The 19,209-nt window shown below is 69.6% G+C and carries 10 protein-coding genes and 4 pseudogenes; 3 read left to right on the forward strand and 11 right to left on the reverse strand.

The genetic code is table 11. The features are described 5' to 3' along the window. Positions 1–487 (forward strand): hypothetical protein (locus IF11_RS0133610; RefSeq protein ID WP_037729232.1); only part of this gene is annotated, 487 nt, incomplete at its 5' end. A gap of 543 nt (positions 488–1,030) precedes the next feature. Here the strand turns inward: IF11_RS0133610 and IF11_RS0133615 are convergent. From IF11_RS0133615 to IF11_RS0133625, 3 genes are all read right to left on the reverse strand, one after another. Next, positions 1,031–2,734, reverse strand: coding sequence for an alpha-keto acid decarboxylase family protein (locus IF11_RS0133615; RefSeq protein WP_051746431.1), 1,704 nt, complete (start codon positions 2,732–2,734; stop codon positions 1,031–1,033). A 225-nt stretch (positions 2,735–2,959) separates the two neighbouring features. Beyond that, entirely contained in the window at positions 2,960–9,484 is a 6,525-nt protein-coding gene (locus IF11_RS0133620; protein WP_030355592.1) for a type I polyketide synthase, read from the reverse strand. A gap of 243 nt (positions 9,485–9,727) precedes the next feature. Further along, complete coding sequence (locus IF11_RS0133625; RefSeq protein ID WP_030355593.1) at positions 9,728–10,255, reverse strand: hypothetical protein; 528 nt, start codon at positions 10,253–10,255, stop codon at positions 9,728–9,730. A 586-nt stretch (positions 10,256–10,841) separates the two neighbouring features. On the opposite strand from IF11_RS0133625, the gene IF11_RS0133630 reads away from it, so the two are divergent. Next, entirely contained in the window at positions 10,842–11,495 is a 654-nt protein-coding gene (locus IF11_RS0133630; protein ID WP_030355594.1) for a cutinase family protein, read from the forward strand. A 1,380-nt stretch (positions 11,496–12,875) separates the two neighbouring features. Here the strand turns inward: IF11_RS0133630 and IF11_RS42515 are convergent. Beyond that, positions 12,876–13,010 (reverse strand): annotated as a pseudogene (locus tag IF11_RS42515) (IS3 family transposase); the annotation flags it as partial. Then, the gene (locus tag IF11_RS0133645; RefSeq protein ID WP_030355596.1) at positions 12,997–14,124 is read right to left on the reverse strand and encodes an FAD-dependent oxidoreductase; all 1,128 of its coding nucleotides are present in this window, start codon (positions 14,122–14,124) and stop codon (positions 12,997–12,999) included. The pseudogene IF11_RS42515 and the gene IF11_RS0133645, both read right to left, overlap by 14 nt. A gap of 372 nt (positions 14,125–14,496) precedes the next feature. Here IF11_RS0133645 and IF11_RS42520 point away from each other — a divergent pair. Next, positions 14,497–14,744: pseudogene (locus IF11_RS42520) on the forward strand (arsenite S-adenosylmethyltransferase); the annotation flags it as partial. 116 nt (positions 14,745–14,860) lie between these two features. Here the strand turns inward: IF11_RS42520 and IF11_RS0133655 are convergent. The 6 genes and pseudogenes from IF11_RS0133655 to IF11_RS0133675 all read right to left on the reverse strand — a co-directional run bounded on the left by IF11_RS0133655 (position 14,861) and on the right by IF11_RS0133675 (position 19,170). Next, positions 14,861–15,592, reverse strand: coding sequence for a Clp protease N-terminal domain-containing protein (locus tag IF11_RS0133655; protein WP_030355597.1), 732 nt, complete (start codon positions 15,590–15,592; stop codon positions 14,861–14,863). 32 nt (positions 15,593–15,624) lie between these two features. Then, positions 15,625–15,831: a hypothetical protein gene (locus tag IF11_RS0133660; protein ID WP_116640972.1), complete on the reverse strand. Its 207-nt coding sequence runs from the start codon at positions 15,829–15,831 to the stop codon at positions 15,625–15,627. A 269-nt stretch (positions 15,832–16,100) separates the two neighbouring features. After that, the gene (locus tag IF11_RS0133665) at positions 16,101–17,144 is read right to left on the reverse strand and encodes an alpha/beta fold hydrolase (protein ID WP_030355599.1); all 1,044 of its coding nucleotides are present in this window, start codon (positions 17,142–17,144) and stop codon (positions 16,101–16,103) included. A gap of 159 nt (positions 17,145–17,303) precedes the next feature. Continuing rightward, positions 17,304–17,420: pseudogene (locus IF11_RS42525) on the reverse strand (adenylate/guanylate cyclase domain-containing protein); the annotation flags it as partial. 559 nt (positions 17,421–17,979) lie between these two features. Beyond that, positions 17,980–18,299, reverse strand: a pseudogene (locus IF11_RS42535) (ATP-binding cassette domain-containing protein); the annotation flags it as partial. A gap of 253 nt (positions 18,300–18,552) precedes the next feature. After that, positions 18,553–19,170: a TOPRIM nucleotidyl transferase/hydrolase domain-containing protein gene (locus tag IF11_RS0133675; protein WP_030355600.1), complete on the reverse strand. Its 618-nt coding sequence runs from the start codon at positions 19,168–19,170 to the stop codon at positions 18,553–18,555. Positions 19,171–19,209: the final 39 nt, after the last annotated feature.

Below are 19,209 nucleotides of genomic sequence, written 5' to 3' on the forward strand. Positions count from 1 at the left end.
GGCGGTCGTGGTGGCCGTCCTCGCTCTGGTGGCGGGAGGCGTCCTCTGGCTGTTCCAGGACGAGTTGTTCCATCCGTTCGGGGACGCCCGAGCCTGCGAGGGCAGCGACACGATGCTGCCGGGGGTGATCTCGGCCGGGGGTGTGCCGATCCCGGCCGACGCCTCGGACATCCACTACGTCACCGAAAACGGCAGCGCCCAAGTCTCCTTCCTGAGTGATCAGATGCCGGACTACCTGCACCGCGCGGGAATCGTCCCGGAGGGAAAGTCCCTGTTCGACAAGACCTACGGCGTCGCGTACGCCCTCGGCGAGGGCGACGGTGAGCTCCCCGAGGGGCTGTGCGGCCCGGCCCTCAAGGGACCCGCGTGGAGCTATGACAGCACGGGCCCGGGCTCGAACGTCAGCATCCTGGTCGAACGTTCCCCCATCGACAACAGCGCCTTCCCCGCCCCGGCCCGCGTCATCGCCTCCTTCCACATCCGCTGAGCGAGAGAGGCCAGGCGGCGCGGCGGGCGACATGCACTTCCGTGCGCCCGGCCCGTAAAGGCGACGACTTCGAGGCAGTCCGAGGCCCTGCCTGTCGGCATATCGCAGCCCGGCTCCGCTGACTTCTCGGCCCCGCCGCGGCCTCTTGGCATCATCTCGACATGGCCCCTGCTCTTCCCCGCACCGTCCGAGCCGTCGACACCAACCTGCTCCTCGACTTGGAACAGGAGGCCGCCACATGCAACTTCAGCCAGCGACTCCCGGTCGACTGGCTCCGGGAACACCTCGCCGCAGACACGGCGTCCAAGAGGGACGACGATGCGGCATGGCAGGCGGTGGTAAGCGGGCGATTGAGGACGATACGCTGGTGTGGGGATCACCCCGCGCCCGCGGGGGTGGCCCTGGTCGTGCGCGCAGAGGGCGCCGCCCCGCTCGTACGCCGCGGCCGCCAGCGGTACCCGCAGCCGCGACCTCTTTCAGATGGGTACCGACCGTACGCCGGGGAAGTGGCAACCTTTCGCTGTCCCCACTGATGGATCCGGGTCAGAGCTGGACGTCGGGCCGGTGCTGCGGGCCGCGGGGGCCGTAGTCGACCTCCGCCATTCCGTGGCCGGAGTCGAGGACGAGCTGCGGGGCGTCGTACTTGTCCATGACCGCCTCGATGAAGATCATGCTGTCGTGCGGGGCAGCCAGCGCCTCCTTCAGTTCGGCCGGCGTCCTCACGACGAACGTCCGGGCGGTCGTCCCCGGGTGCAGGACTTTCGGCAGCTCGGCGTAGGCCCAGTTGGCGATGTCGTTGAAGTGCCCCTGCTTGCCGCAGATGGTGCGCTCGACCGTGTAGCCGCCATTGTTGATGAGGAAGATGACGGGCTTGAGGTCGTGCCGGAGGATCGTCGACACCTCCTGCGCCGTGAGCTGGAAGGCCCCATCGCCCACGAAGAGCAGGTGCCGCCGCTCCGGCGCGGCCAGGAGCGTGCCGAGGACCGATCCCACGCTGTAGCCGATCGAGCCCCAGACGGGCTGGGTGACGATGGAGCACTTCGGCGGCAGCTGCAGCCCCCAGCAGCCCGCCTCGGAGGTGCCGTCCTCGGCGATGAGCACGTCGCCCTCGCGGATGAAGCCCTGGATCATGCTCCAGTACGCCGCCTGGGTGAGCGGGCCGGGCATCACGGCCGCGCTCGGCTCCTGCGGCATCTCGGCCTGTCGAAAGAAACCCGAGGTCCTGGCGGGGGCCCTGTCGACGACCCGGCGGAGCAGTTCCTTCAGGTAGACGGCCTGGTAGTTGTCCGAGCCGATGTCCACGGCGTCACCGCGGGCGTCGATCCGTCCGGCGGGCAGCGCGTCGCTGAAACCACCGGACGTCGTGTCCACCCGCCGTACGCCGATCGCCAGCAGGCAGTCGCTGTTCTCCACCATCTCGCGGATCTCGGACTTGCTGCCCGCTCCCGCGTAGAGGCCGAGGAAGTACGGGCTGGTCTCGTCGATGAGCCCCTTGCCGGTGTTGACGGCGGCGATCGGCAGCCGCATCCTGCCCGCAAGCTCCAAGAGCTCGCCGGTCACATCGAAGCGGTCGGCGTCGATGTCGACAAGGATCACGGGCGAGCGCGCGCTGGTGAGCCGGGCGACGATCGCGTCGGCGCACGTGCTCAGCCGTTCGGGATCGCTCAGTGGCATGGCGAGCTGCAGCGGCTCCGGCGGGACCTCGACATCCAGGTAGGCGATGTCGGAGGGCAGTTCCATGTAGACCGGGAGCTTGCGCCGCCAGGCGGTGAGGATGAGCCGGTCGATCTCCGTCACGGCGTTCTCCGGCGTCAGCCTGGCCTGTGCCGCCGTGATCTGGGTGTAGCCCCGCATGACGTCGTCGTACTCGGTGTCGCCCGAGGTGTGGTGCATCAGCTGCTTCCGGTCCAGCGCCTTCAGCGGAAGCGACCCGCAGACGCAGACGACGGGAACGTGCTCACTGTAGGCGCCGGCGACACCGTTGATGGCGCTCCAGGCGCCGACGCCGTGGGTCACCACGAGCCCCGAGATGCCGTGGAGCCGCGCATACCCGTCGGCCGCGTAGGCGGCGTTCAGCTCGTTGCAGTTGCCGACCCATGTGAACTCGTTGCGGTCCTCCATCTGCAGCAGGAACTCAAGGTTGTAGTCGCCGGCCACTCCGAACAGGTGCGAGATGCCCGCCTCCTGCAGGCGGCGCAGCAGGAAGTCGCCGATGGTCATGGTCGAACGCGCGGTCGTGGTCGTCATGTCATTCCCTGTCTCGTGGCTTCCTGAGCACCTCGTGCCTCTCCCAGGCAAACCCGCTGGGAGGGCCCCCGCGACCGGAGGCAGCCGCCGGAGTGACCAGGTAGGGCGCGCGCCGCCGCCCCGGGTCGGAGACGGTACGTGCGTCAGGCCCGGCCGCCAGGTCCGGTCGGTCGGGCCTGGCGGCCGGGCTGGTAGGCCGGCCTTGTCGGCCGGGCCCCGAACCCCTCATGCGGGGCCGGACAATTCGCCGTACAGGTGATCGGCGAGCGCGTCGGCCGTCGGTTTCTCGAACAGCAGACTCGCCGGGAGGTCGAGCCCGGTGAGCCGGTTGAGCCGGGTACGGACCTCGATCACCGCCAGCGAGTCGAAGCCGAGCTCGACGAACGGCTTGTCGCCGGGAAACCCGGCCGGGTCCGGCCGGCCGAGCACGGCGGAGAGTTCGCCGCGCAGCAGTTCGCGGAGCTCCGGCTTCGACATCCGTGCGGGCCAGCTCTGCCGGGCCGGCGGCAGTTGTTCGCGCACCGGGCCGCCGACGATCGGCGGCGGGGTTGTCGCGTCCGGGTCGAACCGGACCGGCACCAGGACCGGTTCGGCCGAGCCGATCGCGGCGTCGAACAGCGCCAGCCCCTGCTCCGCGTCGAGACCGGCGATGCCGGACATGTGGATGCGGCGCCGGGCGAGGTCGGAGATCTGGTCGCCGAGACCGTTGCCCAGTTCCCACAACCCCCACGCCAGCGACACCGCCGGCAGACCGAGCGCACGGCGATGACACGCCAGGGCGTCCAGGAACCTGTTGGCCGCGCCGTAGTTGGCCTGTCCGGCCTTGCCGAAGAGGCCCGCGACGGAGGAGAAGAGCACGAACGCCGACAGCGGAAGGTGTCCGGTGGCCTCGTGCAGCACCCAGGCCGCATCGGCTTTCGGCCGCAGCACGGTGTCCACGCCGGCCGGCGTCTGGGCGCCGAGCACGCCGTCGTCGAGCACGGCCGCCGTATGCACGACCGCCGTCAACGGCGGGTCGCACGCCGCGATCAACTCCTCCACCACGGTACGGTCGGCCACATCGCCGGCGAGGATGCGCACGGCGGCGCCCAGCTCGGACAGCTCCTTCCGCAAACGCTCCGCGTCCGGCGCGGCCGGGCCGCGCCGGCTCACCAGCAGGAGATGCCGGATGCCGTGCGCGAGGACCAGGTGCCGGGCCGTCAGGGCACCGAGCGCGCCGGTTCCGCCCGTGATCAGTACGGTCCCGGCCGGGTCGATCGGCCGGGTGTCGCTCGGCGCCGCCGGTGTGATCCGCAGCGCGTGCGGTACGCCGTCCCGGATGGCGAGCTGCGGCTCAAGGCTGCCGCCCACGAGTTCCCGTACGCGGCCCACCGGCAGATCGGCGTCCAGGTCGACCAGAGTGATCCGTTCCGGGTGTTCGGCGGCGGCGGCGCTCACCAGGCCGTAGGCGGCCGCCGACGCGAGGTCCGGATCGGGGGTGGTGGCGTTCCTGGTGACGACGACGAGGCGGCCGGAACGGCCCTGCCAGTCGTGCAGAGCGTCCAGCGCACGGGTCGTCAGCGAACGGATCCCGGCGCCCATGTCGCCCGTGCCTTCGTCTCCGTGGTCTCCGTCGTTGACGATCTCGACGAACGTCGTCTCGCCGGTGGCCGTCTCGCGGGCGGCCGGTACCGGAATCCATCGTGGCCGGAACAGCATGGTGTCCTGCGGCGCCATCGGCCTGGTGAACATCGATGCCACCGTCGCGACCGGCTCGCCGGCGTGATCGAAGACGTCGACGCCGATGGTGTCGGACGCGGTGCGCACACACCGGATTCGCGCGGCCCTCCGGCCCGGAGTGTGCAGCTCGACACCGTTCCACACGAAGGGCACCGACGTCCCGCCGGCCGGGCCCTCCGCCAGCGCCGCCGCGTGCACGGCCGCGTCCAGCAATACGGGATGCAGCCCGAACCTGCCGTCAACGCCGTCAGGAAGGCCGACCTCGGCGAACACCTCGTCGCCCCGGCGCCACAGGGCGGTCACCGCGCGGAACGCCGGCCCGTACCCGAAGGTGTCGTAACGGTCCGCCAACTCGATCCGCTCGGCGCCGGCGGGTGGCCACTTGGCGCCGTACCGCTCAGGGGCCGGACCGCGCGCGGCCCGCAGCCGGCCCGACGCGTGCCGTGTCCACGGGTCGGCCGATCGCCGCCTGGCGTAGATGTCGATCCGCTGTCCGTCGACGACCACCTGGAGCTGGACGTCTTCGGCCGTCAGCCGCAGCGGGGCCTCGATCGTCAGCTCATCGACGCCGGCCCCCGCCCCGGCCTGCAACGCGATCTCGACGAACACGGTCGCCGGCACCACGACCGAGTCGCCGACGGCGTGGTCCGCCAGCCACCCATGGGCCCGGACGCCGATCGAGCCGCCGTGCACGATCCGGGGCGAATCGGGTGCGACGAGGGCGGGGCCGAGCAGCGCGTGGTCGGGGCCGCCGCCGGCCGGCCGCGGCGGATCGAGCCAGTAACGCCTGCGCTGGAAGGGATAGGTGGGCAGCGGGAACAGCCGGGCGCCGCTGTCCGCGTACACGGATCGCCAGTCGACGGAGATCCCGGCCGTGTGCAGGGCGCCGACCGCGCTCAGCAGCGTGCTGCCCTCGTCGTGTCCGGCGCGCGTCGCCGGGACCGCGGGAAGCACGGCCGCCGCCGCACGGCTGAGCACGGCGTCGGGACCGACTTCAAGACAGGTGGTCACACCGGACTCGACGAGGGCGGACAGCGCGTCGGCGAACCGTACGGTGTGCCTCGCGTGCCGCACCCAGTACTCGGCTGAGTCCATCTCGTCGGAGGGTCCCCCGGTCAGCCCGGAGACCACCGGAATCGCGGGGCGGTGGTACACCAGGCTCTCGGCGACCGCGCGGAACCTGTCGAGCACCGGTTCCATCAGGGGTGAGTGGAACGCGTGGCTGACGCGCAGCCGGGTGGCGCGGCCGAACCGGCGGCCGATGGCGGTCGTCGCGGCCTCTTCCCCGGACACCACGACGGAATGCGTGCCGTTGACCGCCGCGATCGACACGCGGTCGGCGACTTCGGTCACCAGGGGAGCGACCTCGGCCTCGGTGGCCGCCACCGCGATCATGACGCCACCGGCCGGCAGCTCCGCCATCAGCCGCCCGCGGGCGCCGACGAGCGTCGCGGCGTCCTCCAGCGACAGCACACCGGCGATGTGCGCGGCGGCGATCTCGCCGACCGAGTGCCCGACGACCACGTCCGGCCGTACACCCCAGGACTCCAGCAGCCGGCAGAGCGCGACCTCGAACGCGAACAGGGCCGTCTGCGCGCTGTCGGTGCGATCCAGTGCCGCCCCGGTGAAAGCGGCCTCGCGGACCCGGCCGTCGAGCGCCTGGCACACTCGGTCGAAAGCCTCGGCGAATACGGGAAAACGCTGGGCGAGTTCCCTGCCCATGCCCGCTCGTTGCGCACCCTGACCGCTGAACAGGAACGCGACGCGCGCGTCGGCGGGCGCGGTCGCCCCCTCGCGTTCGCCGCCGGCCAGCGCGCGCAGGGCCGCCCGGTCGCCCGCGGCGACCATGGCCCGGTGGTCGAGGGCCGCCCGGCCCACCGCCAGCGTGTAGCCGACATCGATGTCGTCCGGCACATCCAGCAGCGCGGTCGCGACGGCACGCAGCGCGGCGCCGTCGGCGGCACTGAGCAGCCACGGCACGGCGGGCAACCCGCCCCGTGTGACCGGGTTCCCGGGCGGAGCCTCCTCGATGATCACGTGCGCGTTGGTGCCGCCGATCCCGAACGAGGACACGCCCGCCCGCCGCGGCCGGCCGGTCGCGGGCCATGGCCGGGCCGTCGTGAGGAGCGACACCTCGCCGGCCGACCAGTCGATACGCGGGCTCGGGGTGTCCGCGTACAGCGAGCGCGGCAACCGCCCGTGCCGTATCGACTCGACCATCTTGATCACGCCGGCCAGACCGGCCGCTGCCTGGGTGTGCCCGAGGTTGGACTTCACCGAGCCGAGCCACAGCGGCCGGTCCCGGTCCCGGCCCTGACCGTAGGTCGCGAGCAGGGCCGCCGCCTCGATCGGATCGCCCAGCGGCGTCGCCGTCCCGTGCCCTTCGACCGCGTCGACGTCCCCGGTGGACAGGCCGGCGTCCACGAGCGCCGATGTGATCAGCTCGCGCTGTGCGGGTCCACTGGGTGCGGTGAGCCCGTTGGACGCGCCGTCGGAGTTCACCGCCGAACCCCGCAGTACCGCCAGCACCGGGTGCCCGTGCCGACGGGCGTCACCGAGCCGTTCCAGCAGTACCGTCCCGACCCCCTCCGACCAGGCCGTCCCGTCGGCGTCCGCCGCGTACGACCGGCAGCGGCCGTCCGGCGACAGGCCCCGCTGCCTGCTGAACGCCAGGAACGTCCTCGGCGTCGACATCACCGTCGCGCCACCGGCCAGTGCGAGGTCGCACTCGCCCGTACGCAGTGCCTTCGCCGCCCAGTGCAGGGCGACCAACGACGACGAGCACGCCGTGTCGACCGTAACGGCGGGACCGGTGAGCCCGAACGTGTAGGAGATCCGCCCGGACGCGACGGCGTGCGACGACCCGATGCCCAGACGCCCCTCCAGCTCATGTGTGTCAAACCGGCTCGCGTAGTCCTCGTTCATCACGCCGATGAACACGCCTGTGGCGCTGCCGCGCAGCGTCGTGGCATCGATACCCGCACGTTCGAACAGCTCCCACGACGTCTCCAGCAGCAGCCGCTGCTGCGGGTCGGTGGCGAGCGCCTCGCGCGGCGAAACCCGGAACATCCCGGCGTCGAATTCGGCCGCGTCGTAGAGAAAGCCGCCGCGCCGGGTGGTGGAGCCGCCGATCCGGTCCGGATCGGGGTCGTACATTCCGGTCAGGTCCCAGCCCCGGTCGGCCGGGAAGTCGCCGGTCGCGTCGACACCGTCGGAGACCAGCCGCCAGAGATCCTCCGGCGACCGGACACCGCCCGGATACCGGCACGCCATCGCCACGATGGCGATCGGCTCGGGCGCGGGCCGCCGCGCGGCCGACGGCTCGGGGGCAGACGAGGGTACGGTCGCGGAGACCGCCCCGGTGGCCCTGATCCGCGTCAGTTCGCCGAGCAGGTCGCCGGGAGTGGGGAAGTCGTAGATGAGCGAGTGCGGCAGGGCGATGCCGGTCAGCGCGGCGATCCTGTGCCGTAACTGCACGCCGCCCAGAGACGACAGGCCCAGCTCCGTGAAAGCACGATCACGCCACCGGCCGCCGCTCTCCGCGCCGCCGTCGCTTTCCCCACTGCCGCACAGGGCGGCGGTTTCGGTACGTACCAGCTCTTCCAGCGCCGCCGGGCTCAGCTCGGGCGGCTCCGCGATCCGCTCCGCCATGGCCCTGCGCAGGGGTTTCCCCGAGGACGTACGGGGGATCGCGGCGAGCCGCCGGAATTCCACCGGCACCTTGAACACCGAAAGCTGGCGCAGGCACAGCCGGCGCAGCTCCTCGGGATCGAAGCCATCCGCTTCCGGTACGACGAACGCCACCGGGATCTCGCCGACCAGGTCGTCGGGCCGCCCGACGACCAGTACGTCGCGCACCCCCGGCGCTGCCGCGATCACGGTTTCCACCTCAAGCGGGTGCACATTCTGGCCGCCGCAGACGATCACATCGTCGATACGGCCGGCGATCGTGAGCCGGCCGTCGTCGATCCGGCCCGCGTCGCCTGTCCGGTACCAGCCGTCGTCGACCGAAGTGGCGGGCTGCCCGTGGTAACCCGACATGAGTCCTGGGGTGCGTACCAGGACCTCCCCGTCCGCGATGCGGATCTCGACTCCGTGCACGGGCGTCAGGCCGGTCTCACCCGGCAGTTGGACGGCGATCTTGCCACTGGTCTCGGTGGCTCCGTAGCAGTCCAGCAGCGGAGTGCCGAACAGGTCCATGACCGCGGCGCGCGTCGCCTCGGTGCAGGGCGCGCCCGCCGTGACGCACAGCCGGGGCGGAGCGGCCACGCTCCGCGTTTCGTGTCCGAGCTGAAGATAGGTGGCCGGCACACCGGCGAGGACGCACCCGGGATACTCGGCGAACAACGGGGCCAGGCCGCCGTCGACGATCCGGGTGTGCGCGCCGATCGCCACCGTACCGACGAACGCCAGCGACATCCCATAACAGTGGTGCAGGGGCAACGGCCAGAGGATCGTGTCCCGTTCGGACAGCCCGAGCATCGGGACGTAGCACGCGGCCGCCGACCACAGCATCGCGCGCTGCGTGGTCAGCACTCCCTTTTGCGGACCCGTCGTGCCCGAGGTGTAGAGCAGCCAGGCCGGTTCGTCCAGGCCGAGGTCGTCGGCCGGCGAACCGGGCACCGTGACCGGCCCGTCCTCGACGATCAACACGCGCAGCTGCGGCCGTCCCTCGCACAGCCGTCGCGCCGTCGCCGCGTGCCGGGCTTCGGTGATGAACAACGTCGCGCCGGAGTCGTCGACGTAGTAGGAGAGTTCCGCCTCGGTCGAGCGCACGCTCACCGGCACACCGACCGCGCCCGACCGCAGCACCGCCAAGCAGTATTCGGCAAAGTCGACGCGACTGCCGATATGAATCACCACCCGGTCACCCCGAGCCACCCCGAGCCCCATGGCGAGCGCACCGCTGACGGAGAGCAGATTCCCGTACGTCACGGTGCGGCGACTGTCGGAGAAAGCCGGACGGTCGGTCGCGTGCTCGGACAGCGACACCACCAGCGGCTTGATCAACTCTTCCCGGACGAACGACACCAAAGCATCCTTCCCGTATGCGGGGCACGGTCACCCCATTCTTCGGCACACCGCCGTTCGCGTCGGCATCTCCCCGGGCCCGGATTCGCCTCACATGGCGTTTCACGTCGGGAAAGCGGCGAATTCGAGGACGAGTCGCCCCCGCAGACCGCCCTTCCGCAACCGCTACCGCTACCGGGGCCTGGCGATTCCTGCTCCCTGGGACGCCATGGGATGAGGACAAGCATCACGAGGCCCTCAGGGTCAGCGGCAGAGTTCCATGATGGTGTCATCGAAGTCGGGGAACTCCCGTGTGGCCTGCTCGATCACGGCAGCTGCCGGGGCACGGTGGTCCAGCGCGAACTGTTCCGCGATGGCGGTCAGTTTGGGACTGGTGCGTGGAAGCCAGTCGGGCTCGTAGGAGGTGGCTGCCTCCCACGGTCCGAAGCCGGCGGCCAGCAGCCACAGGAAGGCGCCCAGGTTGCGTGCGATGACACTGGTCTCTCCTTCGGAGCCGAGGAAGACGACAGGCTGCTCGACCAGTGCTCGGCCTGGGCGGACCAGCCAGAACGCGGCGTATCCGCCGGTGCCGTCCTGGCCGAACACGCGGAACTCGTCGCCGTTCAGCTCACCGTTGCCAGTCCATGCTCGGAACCAGTCGGTTGTCTCATCGGCGGACAGGAAGGCCGCGAAGGGTTCGAAGTCGACGCCGTCCTCGCCGCTGCAGTCGAGTCTGACCACCATGGCAGCGGCGAGGGCGGCAGGAAACTGGCGGTCTTCGCTCGACATCATGCGAACAGATTATCGACTGGTCGTCTCTTGGTGGCACTGCGCCGAAGCGGTAGCCGCGCTTCGAGACGCACACACTCGGTTCTGACCTTGAACAAGGATGTATGACATCGCCGGGGGAGACGGCATGAACATCGCCACCACGGCCCCGATGAACACGGGGCACCACACCGAAGGACCACTCGGCATGGTCAACAGCCACGCCCTGGCCAGATATGCCGACCGAACCTCTCGGATCGCCACTGGCAAGGCCACCGCGATATGCCCCGGCGGAGTCCTGACCGCTTCTGCCGCAGTCATCCTCCGGGCCGACCGATGGTGACGCCGAGCCGCGGGTGCCGGTGCTGGGTTCCGCACCTGCACAACGGGCGTGTCTGCCATATCGCCCGGGGTGGCCGGCGCCACGCGTTCAGCTCCGCCCGCGCGATTGTCCGGCAGTCCAACACGTCCTCGGCCACGCCGAGTTCGGCCAGGTCCACGGGTTTCATCGGGATGTCATCGTCCGCCGCTACGGTCGTCCCGTGACCTTGGCCGACCGCGTACCGCATCGGACAGCGGACGCGCAGGCCAACTACATGGGGAGCATTGAATGCGAACAAGAAGGATCGCGGCCGCGTTAGCCGGTCTGTTGCTGACAGTGGGGCTTTCAGCGGCACAGGGGGCCACAGCGCAAGCGGCAGCTCCGTGCGAGGGCACCTACACGATCGTTGTCGGGGGCACGGGCAGCTCGTGGAACAACGACGGCTTCTACGGCAACATCCAGCAGCACGTCGGGTACCCCACCCAAATTCCCAACGGTGCGAGCGCCCGGGCAGGCGTCAATGAGCTGAACCGGCTGGTCCGCGACCAACGTGCCGCGTGCCCGGGCCAGCACGTCAAGATGGGCGGGTACTCCCTGGGTGCTGCGGTGGTGCACATCTGGGTCACCGAGAACTGGCAGACGTTCGACAACGTCAACGCCATTCTCATCGCGGACCCCAAGCGCCAGGGCCCTCCCGGTGCCAATGGCGGAGCCGTGCCGTTCGGTGGCATCGTCGGCGCTCCGCTCGCCGGTGCTGACAGGTTCTTCGGCAACGTGCCCGTCAAGTCGATCTGCCACTGGGACTACGTCTGCGACGAGTCCGCCGGCATTTGGACCTACCCGGACAACCACGTCAAGAACTACCCCGAAGACTTCAACATGGATCACCACAACGACAGCGCCAGCGAGCAGTGGTACAACGGCGTCTGGTATCCCTGGTAAGAACGGAAGTTCGTCGGCTGGGTGCGTAGCCGAATTCCTTCACCGTCTGTCAATGGCCGAGAAAAACCGGCTACTGACAGACGGTGATGTGTTTGTGCCGCTCGGGGACAACGTGAGAGTGCGTCATGGAAGTTTCATCGCTCCTTTCTCACGTGCCCGTGTCCACCCGAGGAGTGGACAGTGGGGGAGCGGAGGAACGCGCGATGGCGCGCGAGCGGAGATCGGGCGAGAGGGCGGCGGTCGGGGCCACGGTGACGGTGGTGGCGTTGACAGCGATGGTGACCGCGGCTCAGGTGTAGACCGCAGCCGCCGACAAGGGCCCGGACAAACTGATGTTCCAGTACACCGAGTATGGCGTTCCATACATCATCGCCTCCGACTGGGAGGGTTCAGAAGGGGCTACGGCTACGCGGCGGCCACGGACAACATCTGCAGGAGAAGGTCGAATCGGGCGAGCTGAAGGTCAAGGACGGGAGCCGCATCGGACGCCTACCCGCCGAGAGGCAACAGAAGGAAGCGGCGGTTGCCCTTAACCGGGTTAAGACCCCGCGTAAAGCGAGGACAGCGCAAGCAGCGGCAGACGATTCCGCAGCTTCGTCCGCTGCTCCGATTCCAGCGCAGGGCATCGAGGCAGCGGTGCGAGACGCGGACGAGGGGAGCTTTAACCCGGTTAAGAGCGAGACCACGGTTGAGTCCCCCGTAGGAGTGCCGGCCCTTCCCTGGGACAACCCTCTCTGGTTCGACCAACAGCTTCGCAAACACATGTCACGCGAAGACCGGGACAAGCTGGTTTGGCTGCTCCAGGCGGATGAAGAGTGAAGGGGAGCACTCACCGTTCTTAACCCGGTTAAGAGCCATTGAGCCCCAAAACGCAAAAGCGGCCCCTGCCCCCGGAGTTCCGGGGGCAGGGGCCGCTTCGTGGTCTGTCCGGCGTGAAGGACGCCGTCAACACGACGATGTTGATCGCGGACGGCGGCTACCGGGCACCGGCCTGGAAAGAGGAACACAACACCTCCCACCGCAAGGCCCGCGCCCGTGTCGAGCACGCCTTCGCCCGCAGCCAGGAGGGAAGCAGGCACTCAGCCACACCGTGCGCGCGTCACGAAAGGTGAGCCGGAACAACAACCTTGTGGATAAAGCCAAGAGGACGATCGTGGGGGCTCCGAATCGCGGCGGCGACTGTCGTGTCTGGCGGTCGTGGTGGCCGTCCTCGCTCTGGTGGCGGGAGGCGTCCTCTGGCTGTTCCAGGACGAGTTGTTCCATCCGTTCGGGGACGCCCGAGCCTGCGAGAGGACGAAGAGGCGGACAATCGCGACCCGAGTGGGCTCGCCTGCTTCGCGCCGGGCATTGATCTGAACCGCCCCGGGTTCGGTAGAGATCTCAGATTGTGATTGTGACCTGGGGCTTCGTGAGTTCTGTGTAGTAGGTGGCTTCGTATTTGACCGGTGGGACGTGGCCTATCTCACCGTGGAGTCTGCGGTGGTTGTACCAATCGACGTATTCAGCGGTGGCGAATCCCGCCGTAAACGAACGGGCCCTCCAGATAACGCTCCAAGGCGAAATAGGGTCGACGAGGTATGCGGACGCGGCGGCCGGCGTAGGAGAAGATCTCAAGACCGTCCTGCAGGGGCCCGAGAACGGTCCCTTGTGCGTGCCCCCGGATCTGCACGTCACGGCCGGGTTTTCCACGCAGTGCGGCCACGACGTTGCGCGCGACCAATGCGGGGCCTCCGTTGCGGGCCGAACCACGCAGGGAATCGCTGGCTGCTACGTCGCCCACGGCCCAGATGCGGTCGTGATCGGGCGTTCGCAGGTCTGCGCCCACGCGGACGTATCCGTGCGGGTCGAGTAGGTCCTCGGGCAGCCATGCGGTGTTCGGGCGGGCCCGGCCGACTGCCCAGAGGACGAGTCCCGCCTCGGCGGGGGGCTGGCCGGTGACGAAGGTAACGGGCCCCGCCGCCGGTGACAGATCGGCCGGCAGCTCTGCACGGTGACCTGGGTACAGATGAACGCGGAGCCGTTCGAGCCGCGCCCTCACCGCGTTCCAGACGTCGGGATGATGGCTGGTGAGGGCACGATCTCCGGGGAAATACAGGTCGATCCGTGCGGCGGGAAACGCCTCGGCGAGCTGCGCGGCGCTGCCCACCGCTGTCGCCCCTCCACCGACGATAGCGATGGAATCAGCGGCGGCGAACCGGGCGTGCATGTCGCGCAGCCCCTTGTCGATCTCACTCTGGTCCTGCAGCTCGGGCTGACGCCAGAACCCATTACTCACGCCTGTGGCGAGCACAAGCGCGTCGTACGGTTCGCGTGTCGTAGTGCCGTCAGCCGACCTCACGGTGACCGTACGGGCGTCCGTATCAAGGCCGGTCAGCGAGCCATGCACCAAGCGCGCGCGGTCCAGGACCCGAAAGCGGTCGTAGGAGATGTTGAACCGAGTCACCCACTCTTCGGGCCGGGCCAGTCGCCACCCCAGACTCTGTCCACTGATCAGGCCCGGCTTGCTGGAGACACCCACCACGTCGACGAGGCGTCGATGCCGGACCAGGTTGATGGCGGCCAAAAGTCCGGCATCGCCCATCCCCGCCACTACGACGCGGGCGCGCGACGCCTGATCCAAGCGCAACATGGCCGAAGACTAGCAAGCCATGGATCATGCCCTCAATCAGGGACGCCAACCCCCGGCACCAAGCGCCGCCACGAAGTCGGGCCGACGGGAGGCGACCCTTGCCGTTAATCTGCCGCGAATATGCCTGTGTCAAAGAGTGACGCACTCCGCGCCCGCCTGAGCGGTGGAAGCTGGTCGAAGCGGAGCGAGGTAGTGCGTGTCCGCGGCGTCCAGGGCCGGACGTCCGGCTCCGGTGACCACGGCGTGCTCGCCGAGCGGCGAAGCCTCCACGCAGGTGGTGTGCGGAGCCAGTTCACCAAGGCGGCAGCGTACCGAGAGGATCAAGCCCTGTCAGCGGCTGCGACACCCCAAGTTAAGGCTCGGTAGTTCAGAGAAGAACTCACCCCGGCCCAGCGGGCCGAGCGCGGCGACTACGTCGGCTGCATCGCGGGCGCGCTCTCCTTCGCCGAATACCGCGACGGGCTGTCGGAGGCCGGATTCACGGACGTTGAGTTCACCCGGACCACGCAGTCGCCGACGGCATGCACTCCGCCATCGTCCGGGCCATGAAGCCCAACACCGCCCAGCCCGGCGCGGTGACCGCAGCCACGCCGACGGCCGGCTGCGACTGCCGGAGCTGACCCACCCCAGACCAGGAACCCGTAAGCCCGCTCCCTCGATTTGGGGTTCTTTCCGGAGGTCGCGGGACTGCCCGCGGCACCGGTCCGCCGGGCACGGGCGGGCCGGTGCGCCACTGTTACTCCTGGAGCTTCTCCCTGATTGCCCTCAGGGCGGCGGACACGTGCTCCTCGGTGCTCGTCTTGTCGAGGCCGAGCCCGCTGAGCACGCCCTCTCCGTCCTCCTGTTCCAGCAGCGCCAGCAACAGGTGCTCCGTGCCGATGTAGTTGTGGCCCAGCCGCAGTGCCTCGCGGAAGGTGAGCTCAAGGGCCTTCTTCGCCCGGGCGTCGAAGGGCACGAGGTCGGGTACGGGCTCACCGGAAGGCTCCGGCAGTGCCTCGGCCACGGCCTCCCCGACCGTCTCCAGCCGTACGCCCTGAGCGACGAGCACCTGTGCGGCCAGCCCCTCCGGGTCGTCGAGCAGGCCGAGCGCGAGATGCCCTGTGCCGATCTGCGTGTGACCACCTTCGCGGGCCTTGTTCTGGGACGCGACGACAGCGCTCCTGGCCCGCGGCGTGAACCTGCCGAAGTCCTGGTTCGCGTCGGGTGCCGGCTCGTCCTTCGTCACGAACCGCTTCTGGGCGGCCTGCCGCGTGACACCCATGGACTTGCCGATCTCGGTCCATGAGGCGCCGGAGCGGCGGGCCTGGTCGACGAAGTGGCCGATGAGGTGGTCGGCCACTTCGCCGAGATGGTCAGCGGCGACGACAGCGCTCTGGAGCTGATCGAGAGCGTCGCCGTGCACCTTCTTGATCGCCTCGATGAGGTCGTCGAGGCGGACGGGATTGTTTACCTGAGTCGGTTCCACCATGAGGCAACCCTAGGTTGACAGTCGATTGGGTGTCAACCCATGGTTGACGATCCTGGTGGGGGTTCGCCGTAGGCGGTCAGGGTGCGCATGAAGGGCCGGCCGGTCTGGTCGTTGTGCCAGATCGCGCTGGTCGGCGTGAGGATGCGCCGCAGGACGCGGACCATGATCCAACCCCGGCGTGCGTCCGCGGTGCGGCCTTCGACCGGTTCGTCTTCGCGGTCACCGCGACTGCGGTTCATCTTCGTCCCCGCCCTGCGGCCCCGGCCACCCGGGAAGTTGCCTTCCGCGCGCGCCCGCCGCATCTCAAGCGTCGACTACCGGAACATCGTGGCGACCACGACCCTGCGCAGCCGGCCGGCGCGAGGGAAGGGGCGCCGCCCTCCGGCGCGTTGCCCAAGGCGCGCTGAGCGCAAGAGGCCATCATGGCGGTCACCAGCCGTAGCGGTAGCCGCGGGCAAGCCTTCCACCCCGTAGGGCCAGGCGAATGGCCCCTTCCGGCGGGGCGCGATCAGAAACCGTCCACGGCGACAACGGCTTCGGCGAAGGCCTCGGGCGCCTCCTGCGGGACGTTGTGGCCGACCTTCAGCGTCCGATGCGCGTATTTTCCCGAGAACTTGTCACGGTAGGACGCGCCGTTTCCGGGGGGCGTAAACGGATCGTATTCACCATCAATGGTGATCGTGGGGACCCCGATGACCGGGGCCTTGGCGAGCCGCTTTTCGAGACCGTCATATTGGGGGTCGCCTTTTGCCAGGCTCAGCCGCCAGCGGTAGTTGTCGATCACGATTGCCGCGTAGTCCGGATTGTCGAAGGCCTGCGCGGTGCGATCGTACGTCGCCTCGTCGAAGTCCCATGTCGGGGAGTTGAACTTCCAGACGAGCCGCCCCAGATCGTGCCGGTATTCATCGAGTCCGAGCACGCCCCTTTCGGTGGCGAAGTAGTACTGATACCACCAGGCCCACTCGTCCTTCGGCGGCAACGGCCGCTTGTTGGCCTCACGGTTGGTGATCAGATAGCCGGTCACGGAGACCAGGGCCTTGCAGCGTTCCGGCCAGAGCGCCGCGATGATGTCGGCCGTCCGTGATCCCCAGTCATAACCGGCGAGGATCGCCTTCTCGATCTTGAGGGCGTCCATCAGATCGAGGATGTCGACGGCGAACACCGACTGCTGGGCGTTCCGGAACGTCGTACGCGAAAGAAAGCGCGTCGTACCGTGGCCGCGCAGGTAGGGGACGACCACCCGGTAGCCCTCCGCCGCAAGCAAAGGTGCGACCTCGACATAACTGTGAATGTCATAGGGCCAGCCGTGCAGAAGGATGACAGCGCGACCACCGACGGGACCCACCTCGACGTATCCGAGATTCAGCACACCGGCATTGATCTGCTTCAGGGGGCCGAAGGATGTGGGTGCCGTCGACGGGACCGGCGGCTCCTTCCCGCCGGAATCGGCGTGCGCGGAACCTGACATGCCGATCTGGGTGGCGGCAACGGCTCCGGCCGCCGCACCAAGGAATTGTCGACGACTGTGGTCGATCCCTTCGGGTATTTCCACGGTGCACCACCTTGATTCGACGGTGGAATCCAGGGTGTCGGGCGGACCGCCGACGGACGAATTCACGGAGCGGCGGGTCCCCCTCACCCAACATCGGGCAGACCGACCGCGCAACAGCGGCCGGGCACGGATTGACCCGGCCGAGTGGGCCCCGCTCGGTCAGGAGGTACGCCGTCCCAGGAACCACGGCTCCACGCCACCGAGACCGCGTACCGGGCGCTGCCACATCGGCTGAAGCGCGAAGCGGTACGGGGGCGGTGTCTCGCCCTCCTTTGATCGGGGCCTGCCGGCCGGGCTGGCGCCTCGGTCCCGCGACGGCGTAGGCCACGATGCCGGCGACCGCGAGCGGCGGCCGACCGGATGCCCGTCGCGGCGTCGGGCGGCAGCATCATCCAGGTCGCCGCCTGCATCGCCTTGCTCGTCGCGGGCGGAGCGAAGTACGCGAACGCGAACCAGCCGGCCGGCAGGGTCCACGCGTACTGCCGTCCGCCCACCACCGGCCCAGGGCCGCGAGCCCCGTCAGCCCGGCGCTGTCCCGGACGATGAACTCCGCGGTAGCCAGGTCAGTTCGCAGTGTCCGCACCCCCAGCAGTGCCGCGGCGATGACCGCGCCTGCGAGCAGGACGTCCCCCGCCCTGCGAGCCGTCCAGCGGATCGCGGCGGTCCGGTCCAGCGCGAGGTCCTGTCAGGCGAGCCCGGACGAGGCCATCATCGCCCCCGCGGTGACGGCCGGCGCGGCCGACCCCGACTTCCCGGGCTCCCCACCGCCGCCCTGGGCCAGTGCCCACACCAGCACCGCGCCGAACAGCACCGCGGTGAGCGAGGCAGGTACCTGCAGGTAACCGATCCGGCGGCGTAGCGCACGGTGCTCGCTCAGACCGGCCATGGACTCACCGAGGAGTTCCAGGGTGCCTTCCGTCGGGCGCCGCACTGTGGCCATCGTCCGGATCAGAGTCGTCTTACCGGCTCCGTTGGGGCCGAGCAGGCCGTGCCCCCCTTGCCGAGCGACAGGTCGAGCCCGTCCACCGCCATGAGGTTCTTGCCAACCTTGACCTTCAACCCGGTTGCCTGAACCTCCCAGACGTAAGGCTGCGGCGCGATCCCCGCCGCGTCTGCAGACGGGCAGGACGTTCGTGTGCGGGGCGAAGCCCACACCGTCCCTGGACAGCGACGGCGCGACGCCCACGGCTTCCCTCTCGATCCGACGGCTGCCGCCGCTCCAGCTTCTCGAACGCGGCACGGTCGCCTCTGGCCGCCGGCCGCACGGGACGCCGCAAGGCCGAACACTTCCTGGCGTTTGCCGCCGTAGCCGCCGCTCTGATCTGCCCCCGCGGCCTGACCGCCTGACCGCCTGACCGCCGGGGCTGGGATGCGCGTCGTTTCTGCCGGGATCGACGTCGCCCAGCGGTCAGAGGCTGGAGAGCAGGCCGTCGAGTGGGGCTGGGACTCGGTCGGGGGCGAGGGCCTCGACGAGGACGCGGCCGTAGCGGATCTTGCGCCCCTTCTTCGTTCCGAGGAAGCGCCTGAACTGCTGCTGTGGGGCGCGGCCCTGCTGTGCGGGCTGGCGCAGGAAGGTCTGCAGGGCACGCAGGTCGCCTTCCGCCCGGACGAGCTCCTCCACCCGTGTCACGCCCAGCACGCGGATGAGCTCGTCTTCCAGATCCGCCGCGCAGACGAAGAAGCCTTGCTGTGCCGCACCGACCCGTTCGAAACCGCGTGCGTAGTAGGGCCGCTCCGCCTCGTCGCACAGTCCCGTGAGGCGGAGGCCCAGACCGGGTGAACCGAGGAGTCGGGCGTAGCGCCCGACGCTCATCGCACCGCCGATCGCCAGGACGCAGACCCCTTCGCCCGCCAGGTCCCGGCCCTGGCTCTCTGCCAGCGCGTTGACCGCCGCGACGTCGCTCGGCCCTTCGAGCAGGACCGCCGCCCGGACGGACAGCCGCGCGGCCAGCTCGTGCGCGGGGTCGCCGGGGCCACCCGCCGCCCACGCGGTGACCGCGTCCCGGAACGCCCCTATGTCAGTCATGAGACGAGTCTCAGCCCGTTCCGGCCACAACGCGAGGGA

Origin of the sequence: Streptomyces scopuliridis RB72, assembly GCF_000718095.1 — a bacterium.
In the GTDB taxonomy this organism is placed as follows: Bacteria; Actinomycetota; Actinomycetes; order Streptomycetales; family Streptomycetaceae; genus Streptomyces; species Streptomyces scopuliridis.

Bases quoted from the DNA above. Each gene is read 5' to 3' on its own strand.
- IF11_RS0133655 (WP_030355597.1), bottom strand. From the start codon at position 15,592: ATGGTGGAACCGACTCAGGTAAACAATCCCGTCCGCCTCGACGACCTC.
- IF11_RS0133660 (WP_116640972.1), bottom strand. From the start codon at position 15,831: ATGAACCGCAGTCGCGGTGACCGCGAAGACGAACCGGTCGAAGGCCGC.
- IF11_RS0133615 (WP_051746431.1), bottom strand. From the start codon at position 2,734: ATGACGACCACGACCGCGCGTTCGACCATGACCATCGGCGACTTCCTG.
- IF11_RS0133645 (WP_030355596.1), bottom strand. From the start codon at position 14,124: ATGTTGCGCTTGGATCAGGCGTCGCGCGCCCGCGTCGTAGTGGCGGGG.
- IF11_RS0133625 (WP_030355593.1), bottom strand. From the start codon at position 10,255: ATGATGTCGAGCGAAGACCGCCAGTTTCCTGCCGCCCTCGCCGCTGCC.
- IF11_RS0133675 (WP_030355600.1), bottom strand. From the start codon at position 19,170: ATGACTGACATAGGGGCGTTCCGGGACGCGGTCACCGCGTGGGCGGCG.
- IF11_RS0133630 (WP_030355594.1), top strand. From the start codon at position 10,842: ATGCGAACAAGAAGGATCGCGGCCGCGTTAGCCGGTCTGTTGCTGACA.